This window comes from Vibrio sp. AIC-3 (genome assembly GCF_013114515.1).
GTDB lineage: Bacteria > Pseudomonadota > Gammaproteobacteria > Enterobacterales > Vibrionaceae > Vibrio > Vibrio crassostreae_C.
Genome location: NZ_VTXG01000016.1, coordinates 39,276 through 59,871, shown reverse-complemented (window position 1 = coordinate 59,871; position 20,596 = coordinate 39,276). Strand labels below are relative to the sequence as shown.

Below are 20,596 nucleotides of genomic sequence, written 5' to 3'. Positions count from 1 at the left end.
AGATTAAACCGAGAATGGGTACTTAATCGCTTCGTGGCATTCGTAACCTTCAACCCAGAAGTCATCCATCGTTACCCATGTTTCCAAATCTTCTAGAGACTTAATCTGAGGATTGATATGGAATGTTGGGCCAGCTAACGGCTCACGCTTTAACTGGATATCACGCATAGGTGCAAGTTGATCTTCGTAAATATGAGCATTTACTAGCTTATGGTAAGCCACGCCAGCTTTCTTGCCCGTGATTTGCGCCATGATAGCTAGGAAGACATACACTTGAACCATGTTGAAGTTCAGGCCTAGGGGTACATCGCAAGAGCGCTGAGTGCTGTTTAGGTACAGAGTATCACCAAGTAGTGAGAAGTGATGGCTGTACATACACGGACGCAAACATCCCATGTGGAACTCACCTGGGTTGTAGAAGTTTAAGATCTCGCCGCGGTCATCAATACCGTTAGTTAGATCATCAACAATCTTCTTCAGTTGGTCGATATGACCGCCGTCAGGTTTTGCCCATGCACGTCCTTGAACGCCATAAACACGGCCCATGTCATCTTCACCCTTGCGGTAAGGGTTATTCAGCCATGCTTCATTCAGGTTAGAATTCGCATCCCAAGTTTTAGTCCCTAGCTTACGAAAATCTTCAGCATTGTCGTAACCACGGATATAGCCAAGCAGCTCAGCAACTGCGGCTTTCCAAAAACTCTTACGCGTTGTTACCAGTGGGAATTGGTTATTACCAACATCATATTCAAGGTCAGCATTGATCACGGTTAGGCAACGCTTGCCCGTGCGTTCATTTTCAATCCAAGTACCGTCATCAACGATACGCTGACAGAGATCTAAATACTGTTTCACACCAATTCCTTACTTCGTTTGTTGTGGTAATTCGTCTTTGTAGTGACCACGCTTGTATGCCCACACCATCATCAGCACACCGATGATAACCATTGGCAGTGACAAAATTTGTCCCATAGAGATAAATCCACCGAACAAACCTAGGTGAGCATCAGGTTCACGTACGTATTCTACTAAGAAGCGGAATGTACCATATCCAGCTAGGAATAACCCTGATACAGAACCAAGAGGACGCGGCTTTTTGATAAACCAGTTCAAGATGAAGAACAGCACGATACCTTCAAGCGCCATCTCGTAAAGTTGAGATGGGTGACGAGGAAGTGGACCACCGTTAGGGAACACAATCGCCCATGGCACATCAGTCACACGGCCCCAAAGCTCGCTGTTCATGAAGTTACCTAAGCGTCCCATGCCTAAACCAAATGGCACCAATGGTGCAATCATGTCTGCCACGCCAAAGAAGGTGCGACCATTCTTTTTCGCATACCAGAACATTGCGGTGATAACACCCAGCAAGCCACCGTGGAAAGACATACCGCCAGTCCATACCTTAAATAGGTACAGTGGGTCTGCTAGGAAAAGGTCAAAGTTGTAGAAAAGTACGTAGCCAATACGACCACCCAACACCACACCTAGAAAGCCAGCAAACAGTAAGTCTGATACTTGCTCTCGAGTCCAACCACTACCCGGTTGATCAGCTCGGCGATTTGCTAACCAAAGAGCAAACATAAAACCGACAAGGTACATTAGGCCGTACCAACGAACTGAGATTGGTCCTAGTTCAATAAGAACAGGATCGATATTTGGGAATTCGATAAAACCCTGAGACATACTTGGCTCTCTATCTAAATTGATTAACGGTTAGCTCAATGACTAACAGAAAAGACACTACAGCAGCATTGTGGCTGCTATAAACATTAAAAATACCGCAAAGAATTTCTTCAGCACAGGGGTTGGCAATTGAGTGGCCAGTTTCGCACCCACTCGAGTGGTCAAAACTGAGGTACAAGATATCGCGATCAAAGCCGGTAGATAAACATAACCCAAGCTATACGCAGGAAGATCATCGACAGAAGATCCATGCCAAATGAAACCTAGCATTCCCGAAATCGCGATAACACAACCGCATACCGAAGATGAGCCGACGGCTTTACGCATTTCCACACCGTGATGGTTAAGGAAAGGTACCGATAAAGACCCACCGCCAATGCCCGCTAAGCTTGATACCAAACCAATCCCGCCGCCACACAACACGGTTTTAGCTGAACCCGGCATCGATTTTTGGCTCTTGGAGCGAATCGACAATAGCATTTGCAACGCCAACACCAAAACAATCACACCAAAGACTTTTGGTAAGTATTGAGCTGGAATTACATCGGCCACGAAAGAGCCGAGGAAGCCACCTATCACCACACCTGGCATCAACCATTTAACGACAAACATCTCTACGTTACCCAACTTTAGATGGTTAATCGCAGACGATCCCGACGTAACGATGATGGTTGATAGCGAAGTAGCCAATGCCATTTGCATCGCAAACTCTTGGGGGATACCCGCTTTAGGAAGCAAAAACAGTAAGGCAGGAACAACCAGCAAACCACCACCAATGCCTAGCAAGCCTGCTAAAACACCAACAATAGCACCAAGGCCCGCTAACAAGCCTATCAGTTCATATGACACGTTAAATCCTATTTTTTACCTGCTCGAATGAAGCCTGTAAATTCACGCTCTTCGAAATAGTTCAGCATCATACTATAGATGTCACTACCATACGGTTTTGAAAGTGCCTTATTTGCCAAATCCTGTAATTCAGCCAAGTTCGATTGACGAATCAAATATTTGGTTCTTGCGACATTCGAGGTATTCATACTTAACGTCTCATACCCCAATCCAATCAATAGCAGCGCGCCCATCGGGTCACCGGCTAACTCGCCACAAATACAAACAGGTAATTGATATTGCTTACAAGTATCATGAATTTGTTTTAATGCCATGATCACCGCAGGGTGCATTGATTCATAGACATCGGATACTCGTGAATTGTTCCGATCAACCGCTAATAAATATTGGGTTAAGTCGTTGGTACCGACTGAAACAAAGTCGACCTTATGCGCAATCAGCGGCAGTATGTACAGCATGGATGGCACTTCAATCATGATACCAACGCGAGGCATACGCACTCGGTTATCAAGCTCATGCACTTCATCATACGCTTGTTCAATCAACTGTAGCGCGTCATCCAACTCCTGTGCACCAGAGATCATCGGCAGCAAAATACTCAAGTTATGGCTTTCACAGCTCGCACGTAGCATGGCACGTAACTGAATAATAAAGATGTCAGGATGATCGAGCGTAAACCGAATACCACGCCAACCAAGGAATGGATTGTCCTCTTCGATAGGAAAATACGGTAAGGCCTTATCACCACCGATATCGAGTGTACGCATCACCACTTGTTTCTCTGGGTAGCTTGCCAGTACAGAACGATACTGCTTGAATTGTTCATCCTCTGACGGGAATCTTTGCTGCAACAAGAAAGAAATTTCAGTTCGATACAGCCCTACGCCATCAACGCCTTGGTTGATAGCGATGTTAGTGTCTGCACTTAAACCCGCATTAAGCAGAATCTCGACTTGCTTGTTGTCTTGCGTTTTTGCCGGTAGGTACAGCTCGCGATTGACCATAGAGGAGAGCTCACTCTCTTCTAGAATCAGCCCTCGATACTCTTTGAGCAGGCTTTTAGTCGGCTCAATAAAGATCTCACCGCTATACCCATCAACAATCGCTCGCTTGCCATTCGCTTGAGCTAGGTTGAGGTTTACCCCCATGACGGAAGGTATGCCAAGCGCTCGAGATAAAATCGCTGCGTGCGAGTTCGCCGCCCCTTCCAAGGAAATCACCGCTAAGAGCTTTTCTTTGGGAATAGAGGCCAATACCGAAGCCGTTAACTCACGAACCACCAAAATAATTGGCTTATCTAGCGTGCGAAGTTCATGTTCAGAATTGTGAAGGAAATAGAGCAATCTTTGACCAAGCTCTCGGATGTCTTGTGCCCTCTCACGAAGATACACGTCCGACATACGAGCAAAGCGATTAGAATAGCTCTCAACCACTTGCCTTAATGCCCAATCGGCTTTATCGCCTTTCTGGATTTGGCTTTTTAGATCCTTACGCAGCATAGGATCGTTGAGTAAGTGAGTAAACAGGTCAAAGATCGCCAACGCATCTTTATTGATTTCGCTATCTAAGCGCTTTCGCATGCGCTTAAAGTCATTGAGGGCATTTTCAACCGCTACCGCCAACAACTCATGCTCTCTCTCTACATTGAGCGTCGAAGCAGGATAAACATCGGTAAGTTCAGGCTGGGTGTTGTCCCACCATAAATCACCAATCGCCACGCCCGATGAAGCTGCAATACCTTTAGTCGCAGGTAGCTTCTGTTGCTCTAACAGCCAATGACCTTGAGTTTGGGCGTGCGCCACAATAACGGCAAGTTGTGCTGAGAGCGTGACAAGGAAAGATTCTTCCATCTCACTGAATAAACGCGGAGTCTTCTGTTGAATGACCAATACACCGAGTACTTGCTTGCGGTGGATAATCGGAGTACCGAGAAAAGAGTGATAGACGTTTTCTCCAAGCTCTGGAAAAAACTTATAAGCAGGGTGAGCAGATGCTTGTGCAAGGTTGATAGGTTCAGCACTTCTTTTAACAAGGCCAACCAGACCTTCGTCAAAACCAATGTGAATGCTATTGCCTTTGAAGATCAGGCCTTGAGTTGCCATCAACTCAAGGCGCTGCATATCATTATTTGCCAAATACACGGTGCAACATTCCGTCTGCATCGCACTGCATGTCTCTTTCACCAAAATATCAAGAGCCGTCGACACATCTTCAACTCTTGATACGTGTTCAACTATTTCCCTTAGTTGACTGAGCATGCTTAACCTCTACGCAATTTGCGCTTTCCTTTTATTTTTCGCTCTTTAAACGGCATTGCTAAAGATGCGAACTCTTTCATCGCTCGACGGTAAACATCTCGCTTGAAAGAAACAACTTGTCGAACTGGGTACCAGTAACTCACCCAACGCCAACCATCAAACTCAGGTGTACTTCCACGCTGCATATTGATATGCGATTCATCGCAATCTAAGCGCAAAAGAAACCACTTCTGTTTTTGTCCAATACAGACAGGTTTAGAATCCCACCGAACCAGTCGTTTGGGTAGCTTATAGCGTAACCAATGACGACTTGTCGCGACGATCTTTACATCCTTTTTAGTAAGGCCAACCTCTTCATACAACTCGCGGTACATTGCCTGTTCCGGAGTCTCACCTTCATCTATTCCCCCTTGAGGAAATTGCCATGAATGTTGCCCGTATCGTTTAGCCCAGAAGACCTGACCATGGTTGTTACAGATTACAATACCAACATTTAATCGGTAACCATCGCCATCTATCACTGGCCAACCTCTATCTAAATTTTTAATTACTCTGATTTTTCCACATATCCCCAATCGGAGCAAACTTAGTGACGTGATAAGCGCTATATTTATGAATAATAACTAGGAATATGGATAAGTTTTGCTCAAATTCTAGTTACCCACACAATAGTGAGACATAGACCACATTTATTCACCTTTTCTGTGAATAACTATGTGAAGAATTACCCGCAATCGTTTTTTTTAATCCATAGATTCATCAACACCAAAAACAACAAATCAGTCAAAATAATTTTATTATTATATAAATCAGTAAATTAAAATAACATTCTAGTTTTAAAAAACATTAGAAATGTAAAAGATCTTTCAAAAACCTGACATGGTCAAAGATCAACCACTCCGATGTTTATCCACACTACTAAGTGAAAGATTCATTTTGAACCCCATTTGGCAAGCATTTTATCCACCATAAACCCCTGTTTATTTATCCACTAAATTAATATTTCAATTAATTACCTTTATGTCCTGTGGATAACCCTGAGTTTGATCCCTTTTCTCGCAAGGAGATCATTTCTTAACCAGTCGTCATTTGGTGATAACTTCTGATAAAATCATTTTTTTGATCATGCCTTTTATTATGAAACCAGAACCACAAACACAACAAGAGCTGTTAGAGCGCGCGTATGCCATCGCCGGAGTGACCTTTAAAGAGCTCGCTGACGAAGCTGAGATGGTGATGCCAAACGACCTTAAGCGTGATAAAGGCTGGGTTGGACAGCTATTGGAATGGCACTTGGGTGCACCTGCAGGCAGTAAGCCAGAACAAGATTTTGCCAAGCTCGGTATCGAGCTAAAAAGCATTCCGATTAGCTACTCTGGCAAGCCACTCGAAACCACCTTTGTGTGTGTTGCACCGCTAATGGGTGTGCAAGGCATTACCTGGGAAACCTGTCACGTTCGAAACAAGCTATCCAAAGTGTTGTGGATCCCTGTTGAGGGAGAAAGAGAGATCCCATTGGCAGAAAGGCATGTAGGATCCCCTTTGCTATGGACACCAAGCGAGGCTGAAAACGAGCTTCTAAAAAGGGATTGGGAAGAACTGATGGAATTGATCGTGTTAGGCAATGTTGAACAAATAACAGCAAGGCACGGTGAAGCGCTGCATCTACGACCAAAAGCCGCCAACAGCCGAGTGTTAACGGAAGCCTACGGTGCAAGTGGAAAGCCCATCAAGACTAAACCGCGTGGTTTTTACCTAAGAACTCAATTCACCCACAAATTGCTGACGACACACTACGCATAGGTCGCTTAACGCACTTCAAAGATAGGATGATCAGTGTGTTATCAACCGTCGGTAGTAAGAAACGAGTTCTAATGAGGTTTGAGCGCCAGTTCAATATCACAGTAGCTTTGGCTTGGCTCATTACCAAACTCATCATAGGCGTTGTGTAAGCGAAGATACGCCTTTTCAAAGCCGAGCCGGAGTAACTCTTCTTTCACTTGATCCAAGGATCCAAAGTGAAGCGGCTCGCCGTCTTGCTTTACCGGTTCTAGCTTGTGTTTGTACTCCACCGCCAGTAGATATTCTGAGATATCAGAACAGCCTATAACGTACACTTTTGGAGTTTGATAAGAGTCTTTATGCTCTCCATGTAACCACATGTCTAATTGATGCTTCTGCATAGCCAGCCTCCCTTGCTCTATAAAGCTTAGTAGAACTCTTTTCCTTTACTAGATAACAACTTAAAAAAGCATAGATAACGGCTTAAAAAAGCAAAAAAGAGAAGCAAGAGCTTCTCTTATTTGACCAGTTCTAGTTCAAAAGTTTGCACTTTCGACGCCATAACTATCACTGTGACTTATCTTAGGGGTTGAACGGTGCTATCAACCCCGCAGATTACGTCGGTATTCGCGCACTTAGGACACGACGAAGGTGACGTACTCGACGTTCAATAGTGACAACTTCTGGTTCAGAAAAACCAATAGGTCGACCGTCAGCCTCAAGACCAATATCTCTTAATAAGTGAGTATTGTTCCATGGTAGATCATATGAACTACGACGAACTTTTCGTTGCCATTCACGCTCTTCACGACGAAGATCGGCACGGATAAGGACTGTTGCTAATTTTAAATATACTGAGTGACGCATAATAACTCTCCAGTTGTTGAATAAACTGAGGAAAAATAGCGTGTTAGATAGTGTGAGGGCTTCTCATTTAGCTGCTATTTTTCCGCAGCCAAATAAGGATACGGATCTATTAGTTAGGTTTATCTTGGGTGTTTCGATCGGCCATGGCTGATGTTTGTGACATATCAGTCACCATGTCAGTACACGGATCAAACGACGCGCAAATATGCTGTATAAAATCGAAATGTTTCATTTGCGCCTCCAAGCTAACTAAAAAATCCAAAAAGAAATGAGGTAGTAAAAGCAGACAAGTATTTGTTAAATCTCTGCTTTCACGGGTAAAGTCTAACCAAGTGAGTATATTATTCAACCGATAATTGGTTAACATTTTCAAAACAATGCATTTACCCAAAATATCAGTTGCATATTCATTTAAATATAACATATTCACTATGATTATATAAAATCACAGCATATCTATCTTCGGGCTGAGCTAGAAAAGAGTCTAAACAACCCCTTCAGAGATTAGGCTGTGTTTATTGAGCAATCGGTACATAGTTGCTCGTGATACGCCAAGTTCTTTAGCTGCCAACGAAACCTGACCGCCGTAAGACTCCAACACAATCAGCAGTGCATCGCGCTCTGAACGCTCACGAATACTCTTCAAACTTCGGCGTTCATCATTCTGTTTTGGTAAATCGAGTTGGTGATCCTCAATGATCACCGCATCAGACATCAACACAACACGCTTAATCTGATTCATCAGCTCACGCACATTTCCAGGCCAATGGTAGCGATTCATCGAACGGATAGCATCGTCTGAAAAGCTCTTCGCTTGAGCATTAAACTCTTTCGAGTACTCACGCAGAAAGTGATTAGCCAGTACTGAAATATCACTCACACGTTCTTTTAAGCTCGGAACATGAATACGCAGAACATTAATGTAGTGATAGAGCTCTTCATTAAAATCGCCCTCAATCAACGCCTTCTCGATATCAGAGGAGTTCGCGGCCAGAATACGCACATCAACGGATTTAGGTCCATTAGCGGTTTCAATCTTACCCTCTTGTAAAAAGCGCAACAGATTCAGTTGTTGATTGCGTGGCATCGCTAAAACATCATTAAGCAAGATGGTTCCGCCATCGGCTTCTTCCAACATACAAGGCGCTGTCGCTGGCTGTGCTGAAATACCAAAGACCTCGGCCTCTATTCTCATTTCAGACAAGGCACGACAGTTAACCGTTAAAAATGGCTTCTGTGCTCGCGACGAGTTTTGGTGAATCGAGCGTGCAATCGTCTCTTTACCAGCTCCGCTCTCGCCATAAATCAAGATACTGACATCAGTCGGCCCAATACGCTTCACTTGGTCTCTCAAGCGCTTCACAGCCACAGAGTCGCCCAGCAGGCCCATATTGTTGTTAATGCCGTAGTTTGGCCATACTTTCTGCTCAAGCTTCAGCATACCCAGTTGGTGACCAATGGTACTCAGCAACTGAGCATCTGGGATTGGCGCCGTGAAAAAGTCGATACAGAAGTTAACGATAAACTGGCAGATAGTATCAGAGCTTAATTGAGATTCACGGATAAAGGCGAGCCATCTCACTTGCTTGTTATTACTCACAAGGTTAGCAATACCGTTGAGACTGAACTCATCATGACTAAGATCGACAATACCAATGCATGGGCCAATATCAGCAATCAAGGCATCGGCTTTTCGTAAATCTGCACACTGGGTACACTGCCAACCCACTTGTTCTAACACTGATAACCAGGGTTCGTACGCACCACCAACGACGATAAGAGAACCTGGTAAGGAATCCATCTTAAATTGAGTTCCCATCCTTCTTCCTTATTCTATTTTTATTTAAATCAGGCTAATACGAGTCACTGCTTCATCGTTCGAAAAAATGCCGCGAGATCGTATTCAGCGCAGAGACGTATAGTAGTGAGACTATCTTAGATTTTATGTCTCAATAGTAAGACTATGTCAGAAATAACGATTTTTCGACTCAAGAGTGCGGTACAGACTAGGTTTTGAAGCTCAAAAACAGAAAAAGCCACCCGAAGGTGGCTTTTTAATTACATAGGCTGTTACGCCCTATAAGCGAGAATTACGCTTGTGGACGCATTGCCGGGAACAAGATCACGTCACGGATTGTGTGCGTGTTTGTAAATAGCATTGCTAGACGGTCGATACCGATACCTTGACCTGCTGTTGGCGGTAGGCCGTGCTCTAGTGCAGTAATGTAGTCTGCATCGTAGTACATAGCTTCATCATCACCCGCGTCTTTCGCGTTAACTTGCGCTTTAAAACGCTCGTCTTGGTCTTGTGCATCGTTAAGCTCAGAGAAACCATTCGCGACTTCACGGCCACCGATGAAGAATTCAAAACGGTCTGTGAAGAACGGGTTGTCATCGCTACGGCGAGCTAGAGGAGAGATGTCCGCAGGGTAGCCAGTGATGAACGTTGGTTGAATTAGCTTAGGCTCAGCCGTTTCACCAAAGATCTCTTCAAGAAGCTGACCACATGTCCAGAACGTTTCTACGTCTACGTGTACAGATTTAGCGATAGCTACCATCTTCTCACGGTCTTGCAGATCTGCCTCTGTTAGCGCTTGAATCTCTGCGTGCTCAGGGTTGTAGTGTTTGATTGCATCGAACATGCTCATACGAGCGTAAGTGCCACCGAATTCAACTGTTTCATCACCGTAAGGCATAGAAGTAGAACCAAGAACGTCCATTGCTGCCGTGCTTAACATCTCTTCAGTCAGATCCATAAGGTCTTTGTAGTCAGAGTACGCTTGGTAGAATTCCATCATTGTGAATTCTGGGTTGTGACGCGGAGACAAACCTTCGTTACGGAAGTTACGGTTGATCTCGAATACACGGTCAAAACCACCAACCACTAGACGCTTAAGGTAAAGCTCAGGTGCAACACGTAGGTACATGTCGATGTCTAGTGCATTGTGGTGAGTGATGAATGGACGTGCAGTCGCACCACCCGGGATCACGTGCATCATTGGCGTTTCAACTTCTAGGTAGCCTTTTGAGCTCATGAAGTTACGGATTGAAGATACAAGCTTAGAACGCACGATGAATGCATTGCGAGAATCTTCGTTCACGATTAGGTCAACGTAACGCTGACGGTAACGCATCTCTTGGTCAGTTAGACCGTGGAACTTCTCTGGTAGAGGGCGAAGTGCTTTAGTCAGCAATTCAAACTCTTCCATGTTCACGTAAAGGTCACCTTTACCTGATTTGTGAAGCGCACCTTTAACACCGATGATGTCACCGATATCTAGGCCTTGGTACTTCTCTTTCAGTACTTTTTGTACGTCTTTCGCTGCGTATGCTTGGATACGACCAGAAGTTTCTTGAATCGCAAGGAATGGACCACGCTTCGCCATAACACGACCAGCGATCGCAACGATGTGGTTGAGCTCTTCTAGCTCTTCCTTAGTCTTCTCACCGAATTCCGCTTGAAGATCGCCAGCTAGGTGCTCACGACGGAAGTCATTTGGGTGACCGTTAGCTTTGCAGTTTTGGCGGATGTGATCCAGCTTGCTGCGGCGCTCAGCGATTAGTTTATTCTCTTCAGGTGAAGAAGCTTCTTGTGCGTTTTCGTTTTGAACAGCATCAGTCATTAGAGATGTACCCTGCTTTTAAAATTTGGACAGCTATATTTTTGCAAATATAGGCATTTTTACCAATATTATTGGTAAAGCTTAATAGTTGGTAAAGCTTACAGACCTGATTTCAGGCTAGCTTCAATAAACTTGTCTAAGTCACCGTCAAGAACCGCTTGAGTATTACGGTTTTCGATGCCGGTGCGTAAATCTTTGATACGAGAATCATCCAGTACGTAAGAGCGGATTTGACTGCCCCAACCGATGTCTGATTTCGTTTCTTCGCTCGCTTGTTTTTCAGCATTTTGTTTTTGAATCTCAAGTTCAAAAAGCTTAGCACGTAGCTGCTTCATCGCTTGATCTTTGTTCTTATGCTGCGAACGGTCATTCTGACATTGAACCACAGTGTTAGTCGGAACGTGAGTAATACGTACCGCCGATTCCGTGGTGTTTACGTGCTGACCACCAGCGCCAGAGGCACGGTATACGTCAATACGTAGGTCAGAAGGATTAATGTCGATCGTAATGTTGTCATCAATCTCAGGATAGATAAACGCAGATGCAAATGAAGTATGACGACGACCACTTGAATCAAATGGTGACTTACGAACTAGACGGTGAACACCAGTCTCTGTGCGTAACCAACCGTAAGCGTACTCACCAGAAATACGTACCGTTGCGCCTTTAAGGCCAGCAACATCACCATCCGACACTTCGATAACTTCAGTCTTGAAGCCTTTCGAATCTGCCCAACGTAAGTACATACGCAACATCATTGAAGTCCAGTCTTGAGCTTCTGTACCGCCCGAACCTGACTGTAAATCGATGTAGCAATCTGATGCATCGTGATCACCAGAGAACATACGACGGAATTCCAGTTTCTCTAGCTTAGCTTCAAGCTCGGCTAGTTCTGGTTCAATTTCATCGAATGTTTCTTGATCTTCTTCTTCAACCGCAAGCTCTAGCAGGCCATCAACATCCTCAACACCTTGGTCAAGTTGGTCGATCGTTTCTACTACCGCTTCCAATGCAGAACGTTCTTTACCTAGCGCTTGTGCACGCTCAGGTTCGTTCCATACATCCGGTTGTTCTAATTCTGCGTTTACTTCTTCTAGACGCTCTTGCTTAGCGTCATAGTCAAAGATACCCCCTCAGGATATTTGTGCGCTCAGACACATCCTGCAGACGGTTTTTTATAGGATTGATTTCAAACATTTTAGCTCATCATTTATGAGTAGAATTTAACCGGAGAATTGTACTCAAAAGTGTGACGGAGATACAGAATTTTTTAGAGTGGCGAACGAAGATTCAACAACTTAATGGGATATAAAATTGACAGGCAGAAAAAACACGTAAAATTTGTAAGGGCAGGAAGGAAAACAAGCCCTGTTTTTGAACAGAGCTTGTTGAATCTGGCGCTATAGGATGAGCATTATTGAGCCCAAAATAACTATTTGGCTTCGATATGATCAATCATCAGCTGCAACGATTGGTTGCCGCGAAATTCGTTGATATCGAGCTTAAATGCAAGGTGAACGGTTTTCACCGAGGCATCTGGCCAGCGACGTAGGTCGACGTTAAAGGCAATACCGTCAATCATCACATTGGTTGGGTGGCCTTTGTAGAGCGGCTCAAGCATCAGCTTAAGGTGCTTTTCACCCACCAGCTTTTGGTGCAGCACTTTAAACTCACCATCGAAGATTGGCTCAGGGAAAGCTTGTCCCCACGGGCCACCTGAACGCAGCGTTTCAGCGGTGTGCATCGAGAACTCTTCTGGTAACAGCTCACCATCAGACAAGATAATGCCCTTCAGTGCTGTTTCTCCAAGTTCATTCTTCACCACATCATTGAACAGCTTGCTGAAGCGTTCAAAGTCCTTTTCCATGATGGTTAAACCAGCCGCCATTGCGTGGCCACCAAATTTAAGAATCAAGCCAGGGTTTTGAGTATCAATTCGGTCCAATGCATCACGCATGTGCAGACCCGGAATTGAACGACATGAACCTTTGATACTGCCTTCGCCGCCATCTGCAAACGCAATCACTGGGCGGTGGTATTTGTCTTTGATACGCGAAGCCAAAATACCAATCACACCTTGGTGCCAATCACGTTGGAATAGTGCCAAACCAGAAGGTAGGTCGTCTTTACCAAATTCAAGGCGCTCACAAAAAGCCATCGCTTCTTGCTTCATACCCTCTTCGATCTCTTTACGTGTTTGGTTCAAGCCATCTAACTCACTCGCCATTCGACGAGCCGCATGAATGTTGTTACTCATTAGCAGCTCAACACCAAAAGACATGTCGTCTAATCGACCAGCTGCATTGATACGAGGACCAAGAGCAAAGCCAAAGTCAGACGCCACCAAACGCTTAGCGTCTCGCTTAGCAATTTCGATCAAGGCTTGAATGCCCGGACGAGCTTTACCCGCACGAATACGTTGCAAACCTTGATGAACTAAAATTCGGTTGTTTTCATCGAGTGGAACCACGTCGGCAACCGTACCCAGCGCCACAAGGTCAATCAGTTCCATCAACTTAGGTTCTGTCATGCCGCGCTCTGCAAACCAACCCAATTTACGCATGTGAACACACAATGCCATCATCAGGTAAAAAGCGACACCAACCCCCGCTAGGGCTTTCGAAGGAAAAGCACAACTTTCAAGGTTTGGGTTAACCATAGCATCGACCATTGGCAGTTCATTGCCCGGCAAGTGATGATCGGTAACCAGAACCTCTAGCCCTTTATCTTTAGCAAAGCGAACACCTTCAATTGAAGATACACCGTTGTCGACCGTCATGATCACTTCAGCACCAAGCTCGATTGCCTGTTCAACAACCTCAGGGCTCAAGCCATAACCATCTTCAAAACGGTTTGGTACCAGATAGTCGACGTTAGAGCTGCCGAGCATACGTAACGCTAAAACAGACAGCGCCGAGCTGGTCGCGCCATCGGCATCAAAGTCACCAACAATGATGATGCGTTTTTGCTGCTGAATAGCTTTGAACAACAGCTCAACCGCAGCATCAATGCCGCCCAGTTTTTGATAAGAGTGCAAGCCTTTCGCTGCTGTCTCTAGTTGGTCGGCACTGTCGATTCCACGACTCACATAAATGCGCTTTAACAAGTCAGGTAAGTGAGCAGGTAAGACTGAAATGTCGACCTCAGGACGGCGTTGGATCTCTATCATATAAAAATGGGCCCGATATCAATCAGGCCACTCCTTAAATCAAAAACATGGGGGATAAATTGGCAATACAGAAAACGAGATTATTGCTCTAAACGTTGAAGAAGTTGTGCTGGCGGTAAGTAACCACTCACCAACTCACCACTTGCTAGCACGATAGCCGGTGTGCCATTGATGCCAAGCTCACGACCTAATTGGTACTGTTTAGCAATGATCTGCTTTTGCTCTGCTAGATCTTTACCAGACGCTGGCATTTGACGATTTACTTTAGCGTCATGCATCGCTGTTTTTGGATCATCTGAAGCCCAGATTGCTGCCATTTGATCGGCAACTTGCCCTGTCGCACCTTGGCGTGGGTAAGCCATGTAACGAACGGTAATACCCAGATCGTTGTAGCCCTGCATTTGGCTGTGCAGACGAACACAGTAGCCACACGTAATGTCAGTAAATACCGTCACAACATACTTTTCGTTATCGGCTTTGTATTCAATAACCGTATCCGACATCGCCGCGACTTTTTCAGCATTCAGCGGAGCTTGACGCTCAGCCAAAACATCACTGAACTTACCGTTTTCATCTAAAGAGTAAAGTGTACCGGCTAGAAAGTGATCGCCCTCTGGAGAAGAAAATATAATGCCGCTGTTGGTTTGAACTTCTAACAAACCATCGATATCCGAAGGAACAATCTTATCGACCTTAATACCGATTTTTTCAAAACGCTTAGTTAACGCAGCTGTATCAATAGCTTGAGCTGGAGCAGCTTCTACGGCTGTTGATGTTGTTTCTACTTTCGCTTCTGATGCATTACATGCAGTAATCATAAGAGGAAGCGCTAGTAGAGGAAGACGGCGTAATACGCTCATTAAGTTCACCTTAAAAATAAATGGATTTAAGCACGTGGGTGATGCTGCGCATGAATTTGCTTGAGCCTTTCAGTCGCCACGTGAGTATAAATTTGGGTTGTCGATAAGTCACTATGCCCAAGTAACATCTGTACGACCCTGAGATCTGCGCCATAGTTCAGTAAATGCGTCGCAAAAGCGTGTCTCAATACGTGTGGTGACAACAATTCTGTGTCGATACCAGCGACGACCGAGTAGTGCTTAATACGATACCAGAACGTCTGACGGGTCATTTGCTTGGCGCGTTTACTCGGAAAAACCACATCAGAACTGTTTTCGCCAAGTAGATGTGGACGACCCTGTTCAATAAAAGTCTCTATCCAATCCACCGCATTTTCGCCCATTGGTACTAAGCGCTCTTTGCCACCCTTACCAATAACACGCACCACGCCCTGTCTTAGGCTGATGTTTTCCATCGTCAAGCTAACCAGTTCTGTCACACGCAAACCGGTTGCATAGAGTAACTCAAGCATCGCCTTATCGCGAAGCTCAATCGGATCGTTCGGATCTGGCGCATCGAGCAAAGCATCAACCTGTTCTTCGCTCAAATCTTTCGGCAAGCGTTGCGGCAGCTTCGGGCTGATCAACAAGGCACTTGGATCATCGCCTCTGATTTTCTCGCGGTGCAAATATTGGAACAAGCGACGAATCGCCGACAACATACGGGCACGAGAGGTCTGCTTAAAATCGGCGTCGGCTAACCAGCCTTGATAATCCTGTAAACCTGAAAGGCTAATGAAGTCGAGGCGGTAATTGTTCTTTTCCATCCACGCTAATAACTTGGACAAATCGGTACGGTACGAGACAAGCGTATTCTCCGATAATCCTCGCTCCATCCACATAGCATCTAAAAACTGCTCAACGAGACCGTGGTCTGCGCTCTGCCCTTGAGGCGACTGCATAGTGTTACTCACAATATTGGAAACTGTTTTGAGAGTATGCCAGAGCAAATATGAATGCCATAAAAATTACGACTTGAGCGGATAATCGCTGCAATCGAAGTCGATTTATGGTTAGAATTCGCCATCTGAAATTAAAATCGAACGTTTGCTATGAAAATTGGATTATTTTACGGCTCAACCACCTGCTACACAGAAATGGCAGCAGAGAAAATTCGCGGCATTATTGGTGAAGACCTAGTTGATATCCATAACGTGAAAGAAAGCCCTCTTTCATTGATGGCGGACTACGACCTTTTATTGCTGGGCATCTCGACTTGGGACTTCGGTGAAATCCAAGAAGATTGGAATGAACTGTGGGAAGACATCGCAACCACGCCTATGAAAGGCAAGGTTGTGGCTCTGTTTGGTTTGGGTGACCAAGAAGGCTACGGCGAATGGTTCCTAGATGCGATGGGTCTATTGCATGATGAACTGAAAACCGCGGGTGCAGAGTTTGTTGGCTTCTGGCCAAACGATGACAGCTACGAGTTCGAAGCGTCTAAAGCGTTAACCGAAGACAAATCTCAATTCGTTGGTTTGGCGCTTGATGAAGATTCACAATACGAGCTAAGCGACGACCGTATCGCAAGCTGGGTTGAGCAAGTACTGGTAGAGTACAGCGAAAAGCTATAACCAAACAGAAGTACTCCCGGCTAAGTAGCTAACCAAGTAACTAGCTGGATATAAAAAGACCACAGAATACAAAAAGGCCTCATTACTGCGAAGTAATGAGGCCTTTTCTATTTCATCTCGAAGGACAATCTAATCTCAACGGAAGATTAAACAGTCTCTTCAGCCATCTCTTGTTCTGTTGACTTGCCAACAAAGAACATACAGATGATTGCAGCCGTTGTTGGAAGCAACCAACCCATACCGATCTCAAACAGTGGCAGCATCTTAAGTGCAGACACGTCTACACCCGCTACTTTAGCGCCATCAATAAGAGCAAACAGCAGTGACACTAATACCACTACGCGGTAAGCCGCTTTTGGATTAGGGAAACGGCTACGTAAGAATGTCAGAGCAACCAACGCGATAGCGACTGGGTACAGTGCAAACAGTACTGGAACAGACAGAGAAATCAGTTGAGAAAGACCAACGTTCGCAACGGTTGCACAAGCTACACCATTGATGATTACCCAAGTCTTGTAAGACAGAGGCGTTAGCGAGCTGAAGTAATCAGAACATGCTGACACAAGGCCAATCGCCGTAGTTAGACATGCTAATAGTACGATCACAGAAAGCACTAGCTGACCAGAAGGACCAAACAACGATTGAACGTATAGGCTTAAAATAGCACCGCCATTGTCTGCACCAGCTGCGACTGTTGCACTTGTTGCGCCTAGGAAAAATAGAGAGATGTAAACAAACGCCAGACCCGCTGCGGCAATACAACCCGCGCTAATTAGGTACTTAGTCGTCGCTGCACGGTCAGTAATGCCCTTGCTACGAATCGCATCAACAATCAGCATACCAAACATCAAAGAAGCAAAAGTATCCATGGTGTTGTAGCCTTCAAGGAAACCTTTGGTTAGTGGTTGAGTGATGTACTCACCGTGAGCCGCAAGAATATCGCCTTGAGGGTTAACGAATACAGCAATCGCCAGCACAACCAAACCAACGAACAGTGCAGGTGTTAGCACCTTACCAATGACGTCAATAAGCTTACCTTGCGACCATGAGAAGAACATCGCTACTGCAAAAAATGCAATCGAAAAGAGAGTTAGGTGAGCTTGAGAGGCATCGATGAAGAACGGTTTCACCGCCATCTCATAGGCAACAAGGCCAGTACGCGGTGCAGCAAATGCAGGACCGATAATGATAAAGATCAGTACAGCCATGATGGTTGCTGCTTTCTTAGGAAGATCTTTAGTTAAGTGACCCCAAGAGCCACCAGCCACTGCGACCGCGACGATAGTGATTAACGGCAGACCAACGGCAGTCAGCAGAAAACCAGACATCGCTGGAAGGAAGTGATCACCGGCTAATTGGCCAGCTAGAGGTGGGAAGATGATGTTACCCGCACCCAAGAAAAACGCAAAAAGCATAAAGCCCAATGCCATTATATCTGTTAGTTTTAGACTCTGTTTCACAGATAATCCTTAATTATATTTATGAATTTATGTTGTGCTTACATGAATGTTACAGCTCAAAGCTGCCAATCAATCTATAAAATAGTCGCGCATAATGACGAAACAACTGGCTAGCTGCAAGTCACCACACAAAAACACCATATAAATTTGCATATGAGAACAAAAAGCAGTGGATTCCACTAGCTATAGAAAAATAGCCACAATTATAAACTAACCATAATGCACAACAATATTCTTCCAAGCAGAACATTGATTCATACAAGCGGTTAACATTAGAGCTAATCACTTAAAATATCTCGATACTCAGAACATTAATGAAAGACAAAACAGTGCAAACTAAAAGCTTCAATTTTAAGCAATTCTCAATTTACGGCGGGAAAAGCGGTATGCCAGTCAGTACCGATGGCGTATTACTTGGCGCTTGGGTAAGCCTGCCACAAAGATCATGTGTACTCGATATTGGAACCGGGACAGGTCTGCTGGCTTTGATGGCTGCGCAGCGTTTTGAAGATGCTTCAATCTCTGCGATAGATATTGATCAACACGCTATTGATGCTGCCACTGTCAATATTGAGCAGTCGCCTTGGCAAAATCGTATCTCCCTTGATCACGGCAGCGTGTTAACAACCGACTTTCCACAAAGGTTTGATGCGATCATCTGTAACCCGCCCTACTTCAACTCTGGAGAACAGGCGCAGCAAAGCCAAAGAGCCACCGCCAGGCACACCGACAGCTTGGATCATTTAGCGCTTGCCCAGCGTTGTTTCGAGATAACAACCGACGCCGCGACTGCCAGTTTCATCCTACCGACGCCTGAGGGGGAAGGTTTTATCAAGCTTGCCGAGCAATGTGGTTGGTATCTAGCAAAACGCCTTGATGTAAAAACAACAGATAAAAAGCCAGCTAGCCGAATTTTATTCGAGTTATCTAAAGATCCTGCTTGCCAGCAAGATTTGCAGCGCGAATCGCTTACAATTCACCATCAAGGTGGTTATAGCGAAGCATTTATTGCGCTCACTAAAGATTTTTATCTCAAGATGTAGCAAATACCATGTGATCCTAATCACTAATGCTTCTATAATGTCCGACTACTCTTTTTATCGTCTGCTTTTTGAGGCAGAAACATTTATTGCTTGTGGAGAAACAACAGTGATCAGAACCTTTGCAGAACTCGATCTAAACCAAGAGCTGCTTAAAGCAATTGACGAAATGGGCTACGAACGTCCAACACAGATACAAGCTGAAGCAATCCCACAAGCGTTAGATGGAAGAGACGTTTTGGCTTCTGCGCCAACAGGTACTGGTAAAACAGCATCATTTGTATTGCCAGCACTGCAATACCTACTGGATTTCCCACGTAAGAAATCTGGCCCTGCACGTATGCTTATCCTGACGCCAACGCGTGAGCTAGCAATGCAGATCACCGAACAAGCACGTGAGCTTGCTAAATACACCAGCCTAAATATCTTCACGATCACGGGCGGTGTTATGTACCAAGAGCACGCAGATATCTTAAGTACAACTCAAGATATCGTAGTAGCAACACCTGGCCGTTTGATGGAATACATTGAAGGCGAGCGTTTTGACTGTCGTGCGATTGAATGGCTGGTTCTAGATGAAGCCGACCGCATGCTAGACATGGGCTTTGGTCCTGTTGTTGACCGTCTGTCTGCAGAGTGTCGCTGGCGTAAACAAACTTTACTGTTCTCAGCAACACTAGAAGGTAAAGGCATTGAAGGCTTCACTGAAGATCTACTTAAAAACCCAGCGGAGATCGATGCGAAATCATCACTTCGTGAGCGTAAGAAGATCACTCAGTGGTACCACCGTGCAGACACGGCAGAGCACAAGCTAAACATCCTAAAGCACGTCATCACAGAGCAAGCTGAGCGCAGCATCGTATTCTTGAAGACGCGTGATCGTCTAGGTGATCTACGAGCTCAACTTGAAAGCGCGCAAATCCCATGTGCGTGGATCCAAGGTGAAATGCCTCAAGATCGTCGTAACAACGCGATTGCTCGTTTCCGTGACGGCTCTGTAAACGTACTACTAGCGACTGACGTTGCTGCTCGTGGTATCGACCTTCCAGACGTAAGCCACGTAATCAACTACGACATGCCACGTACTGCTGACGTATACCTACACCGTATTGGCCGTACGGCTCGTGCTGGTAAAAAAGGTAACGCGGTTTCTATCATTGAAGCGCACGATCAACTAATGATTGAGCGTGTGGCTCGTTACACAGACGAACCAATCAAAGAACGCTTCATCGAAGGCATGCGCCCTACGCATAAGAAAGCGGCCGTGACTAAGAAGAAGAAGCCGAAGAAAGAAGATAAGAAAGCGGTAGAGAAACAAAAAATCGCGAAGAAGAAAAAAATCGCGAAGAAAAAGAAAGCAGCAAAGAAGAAGTAATCTACCAGCTTCAA

General features: G+C 45.1%; 18 protein-coding genes. 4 read left to right on the top strand and 14 right to left on the bottom strand.

Annotation, left to right across the window (positions count from 1 at the left end; all coding sequences use genetic code 11):
- Positions 1–3: 3 nt before the first annotated feature.
- From F0229_RS12685 to rppH, 5 genes are read right to left on the bottom strand one after another with little or no spacing between them, the layout of a single operon-like run.
- Entirely contained in the window at positions 4–855 is an 852-nt protein-coding gene (locus tag F0229_RS12685; RefSeq protein ID WP_017059339.1) for a thymidylate synthase, read from the bottom strand.
- A gap of 9 nt (positions 856–864) precedes the next feature.
- Complete coding sequence (lgt, locus tag F0229_RS12680; RefSeq protein ID WP_017059338.1) at positions 865–1,686, bottom strand: prolipoprotein diacylglyceryl transferase; 822 nt, start codon at positions 1,684–1,686, stop codon at positions 865–867.
- Positions 1,687–1,743: 57 nt separating this feature from the next.
- A complete protein-coding gene (locus F0229_RS12675) occupies positions 1,744–2,535 on the bottom strand; it encodes a sulfite exporter TauE/SafE family protein (protein WP_017059337.1) in 792 nt (263 codons plus the stop codon).
- 8 nt (positions 2,536–2,543) lie between these two features.
- The gene (gene ptsP / locus F0229_RS12670; protein ID WP_171732975.1) at positions 2,544–4,793 is read right to left on the bottom strand and encodes a phosphoenolpyruvate--protein phosphotransferase; all 2,250 of its coding nucleotides are present in this window, start codon (positions 4,791–4,793) and stop codon (positions 2,544–2,546) included.
- Positions 4,794–4,795: 2 nt separating this feature from the next.
- The gene (rppH, locus tag F0229_RS12665; RefSeq protein WP_017059335.1) at positions 4,796–5,314 is read right to left on the bottom strand and encodes an RNA pyrophosphohydrolase; all 519 of its coding nucleotides are present in this window, start codon (positions 5,312–5,314) and stop codon (positions 4,796–4,798) included.
- A gap of 616 nt (positions 5,315–5,930) precedes the next feature.
- Between rppH and mutH the strand changes: the two genes are divergently transcribed.
- Positions 5,931–6,596: a DNA mismatch repair endonuclease MutH gene (gene mutH / locus F0229_RS12660; RefSeq protein WP_253820991.1), complete on the top strand. Its 666-nt coding sequence runs from the start codon at positions 5,931–5,933 to the stop codon at positions 6,594–6,596.
- A 68-nt stretch (positions 6,597–6,664) separates the two neighbouring features.
- Here the strand turns inward: mutH and F0229_RS12655 are convergent, their stop codons facing one another.
- The 8 genes from F0229_RS12655 to xerD all read right to left on the bottom strand — a co-directional run bounded on the left by F0229_RS12655 (position 6,665) and on the right by xerD (position 16,035).
- The gene (locus F0229_RS12655; RefSeq protein ID WP_004735016.1) at positions 6,665–6,976 is read right to left on the bottom strand and encodes a DUF6482 family protein; all 312 of its coding nucleotides are present in this window, start codon (positions 6,974–6,976) and stop codon (positions 6,665–6,667) included.
- 214 nt (positions 6,977–7,190) lie between these two features.
- A complete protein-coding gene (locus F0229_RS12650) occupies positions 7,191–7,442 on the bottom strand; it encodes a hypothetical protein (protein WP_004735015.1) in 252 nt (83 codons plus the stop codon).
- 484 nt (positions 7,443–7,926) lie between these two features.
- Positions 7,927–9,261: a cyclic-di-GMP-binding transcriptional regulator VpsR gene (vpsR, locus tag F0229_RS12645; RefSeq protein ID WP_050053118.1), complete on the bottom strand. Its 1,335-nt coding sequence runs from the start codon at positions 9,259–9,261 to the stop codon at positions 7,927–7,929.
- A gap of 271 nt (positions 9,262–9,532) precedes the next feature.
- Positions 9,533–11,065 (bottom strand): lysine--tRNA ligase, encoded by a 1,533-nt coding sequence (gene lysS, locus F0229_RS12640; protein ID WP_171732973.1) that lies wholly within the window; start codon positions 11,063–11,065, stop codon positions 9,533–9,535.
- Positions 11,066–11,163: 98 nt separating this feature from the next.
- Positions 11,164–12,262 (bottom strand): peptide chain release factor 2 gene (prfB, locus tag F0229_RS12635; RefSeq protein ID WP_102300662.1). Its coding sequence is split into 2 segments (ribosomal slippage): positions 11,164–12,186 and positions 12,188–12,262, totalling 1,098 coding nucleotides; the frame shifts between segments, so codons are not numbered across the junction.
- 235 nt (positions 12,263–12,497) lie between these two features.
- Positions 12,498–14,234 carry a single-stranded-DNA-specific exonuclease RecJ gene (gene recJ / locus F0229_RS12630; RefSeq protein WP_171732972.1) on the bottom strand — a complete coding sequence of 579 codons (1,737 nt, stop codon included), beginning with the start codon at positions 14,232–14,234 and terminating at the stop codon, positions 12,498–12,500.
- An 80-nt stretch (positions 14,235–14,314) separates the two neighbouring features.
- Positions 14,315–15,094, bottom strand: a complete 780-nt coding sequence (locus tag F0229_RS12625; protein WP_017062874.1) for a thioredoxin fold domain-containing protein — start codon at positions 15,092–15,094, stop codon at positions 14,315–14,317.
- 26 nt (positions 15,095–15,120) lie between these two features.
- Positions 15,121–16,035 carry a site-specific tyrosine recombinase XerD gene (gene xerD / locus F0229_RS12620; RefSeq protein ID WP_017059327.1) on the bottom strand — a complete coding sequence of 305 codons (915 nt, stop codon included), beginning with the start codon at positions 16,033–16,035 and terminating at the stop codon, positions 15,121–15,123.
- Between the two features lie 150 nt (positions 16,036–16,185).
- On the opposite strand from xerD, the gene fldB reads away from it, so the two are divergent.
- A complete protein-coding gene (gene fldB / locus F0229_RS12615) occupies positions 16,186–16,707 on the top strand; it encodes a flavodoxin FldB (protein ID WP_017062875.1) in 522 nt (173 codons plus the stop codon).
- 146 nt (positions 16,708–16,853) lie between these two features.
- On the opposite strand, the gene brnQ is transcribed toward fldB, so the two are convergent.
- Positions 16,854–18,167: a branched-chain amino acid transport system II carrier protein gene (gene brnQ / locus F0229_RS12610; protein ID WP_017059325.1), complete on the bottom strand. Its 1,314-nt coding sequence runs from the start codon at positions 18,165–18,167 to the stop codon at positions 16,854–16,856.
- 314 nt (positions 18,168–18,481) lie between these two features.
- Here brnQ and F0229_RS12605 point away from each other — a divergent pair, with 314 nt between their 5' ends.
- Together F0229_RS12605 and srmB are read left to right on the top strand one after the other, a co-directional pair.
- On the top strand, positions 18,482–19,210 hold the full coding sequence (locus F0229_RS12605) for a tRNA1(Val) (adenine(37)-N6)-methyltransferase (RefSeq protein ID WP_171732971.1): 729 nt from the start codon (positions 18,482–18,484) through the stop codon (positions 19,208–19,210).
- Between the two features lie 106 nt (positions 19,211–19,316).
- The gene (gene srmB / locus F0229_RS12600) at positions 19,317–20,582 is read left to right on the top strand and encodes an ATP-dependent RNA helicase SrmB (RefSeq protein ID WP_017059323.1); all 1,266 of its coding nucleotides are present in this window, start codon (positions 19,317–19,319) and stop codon (positions 20,580–20,582) included.
- The last annotated feature ends 14 nt before the right edge of the window (positions 20,583–20,596 follow it).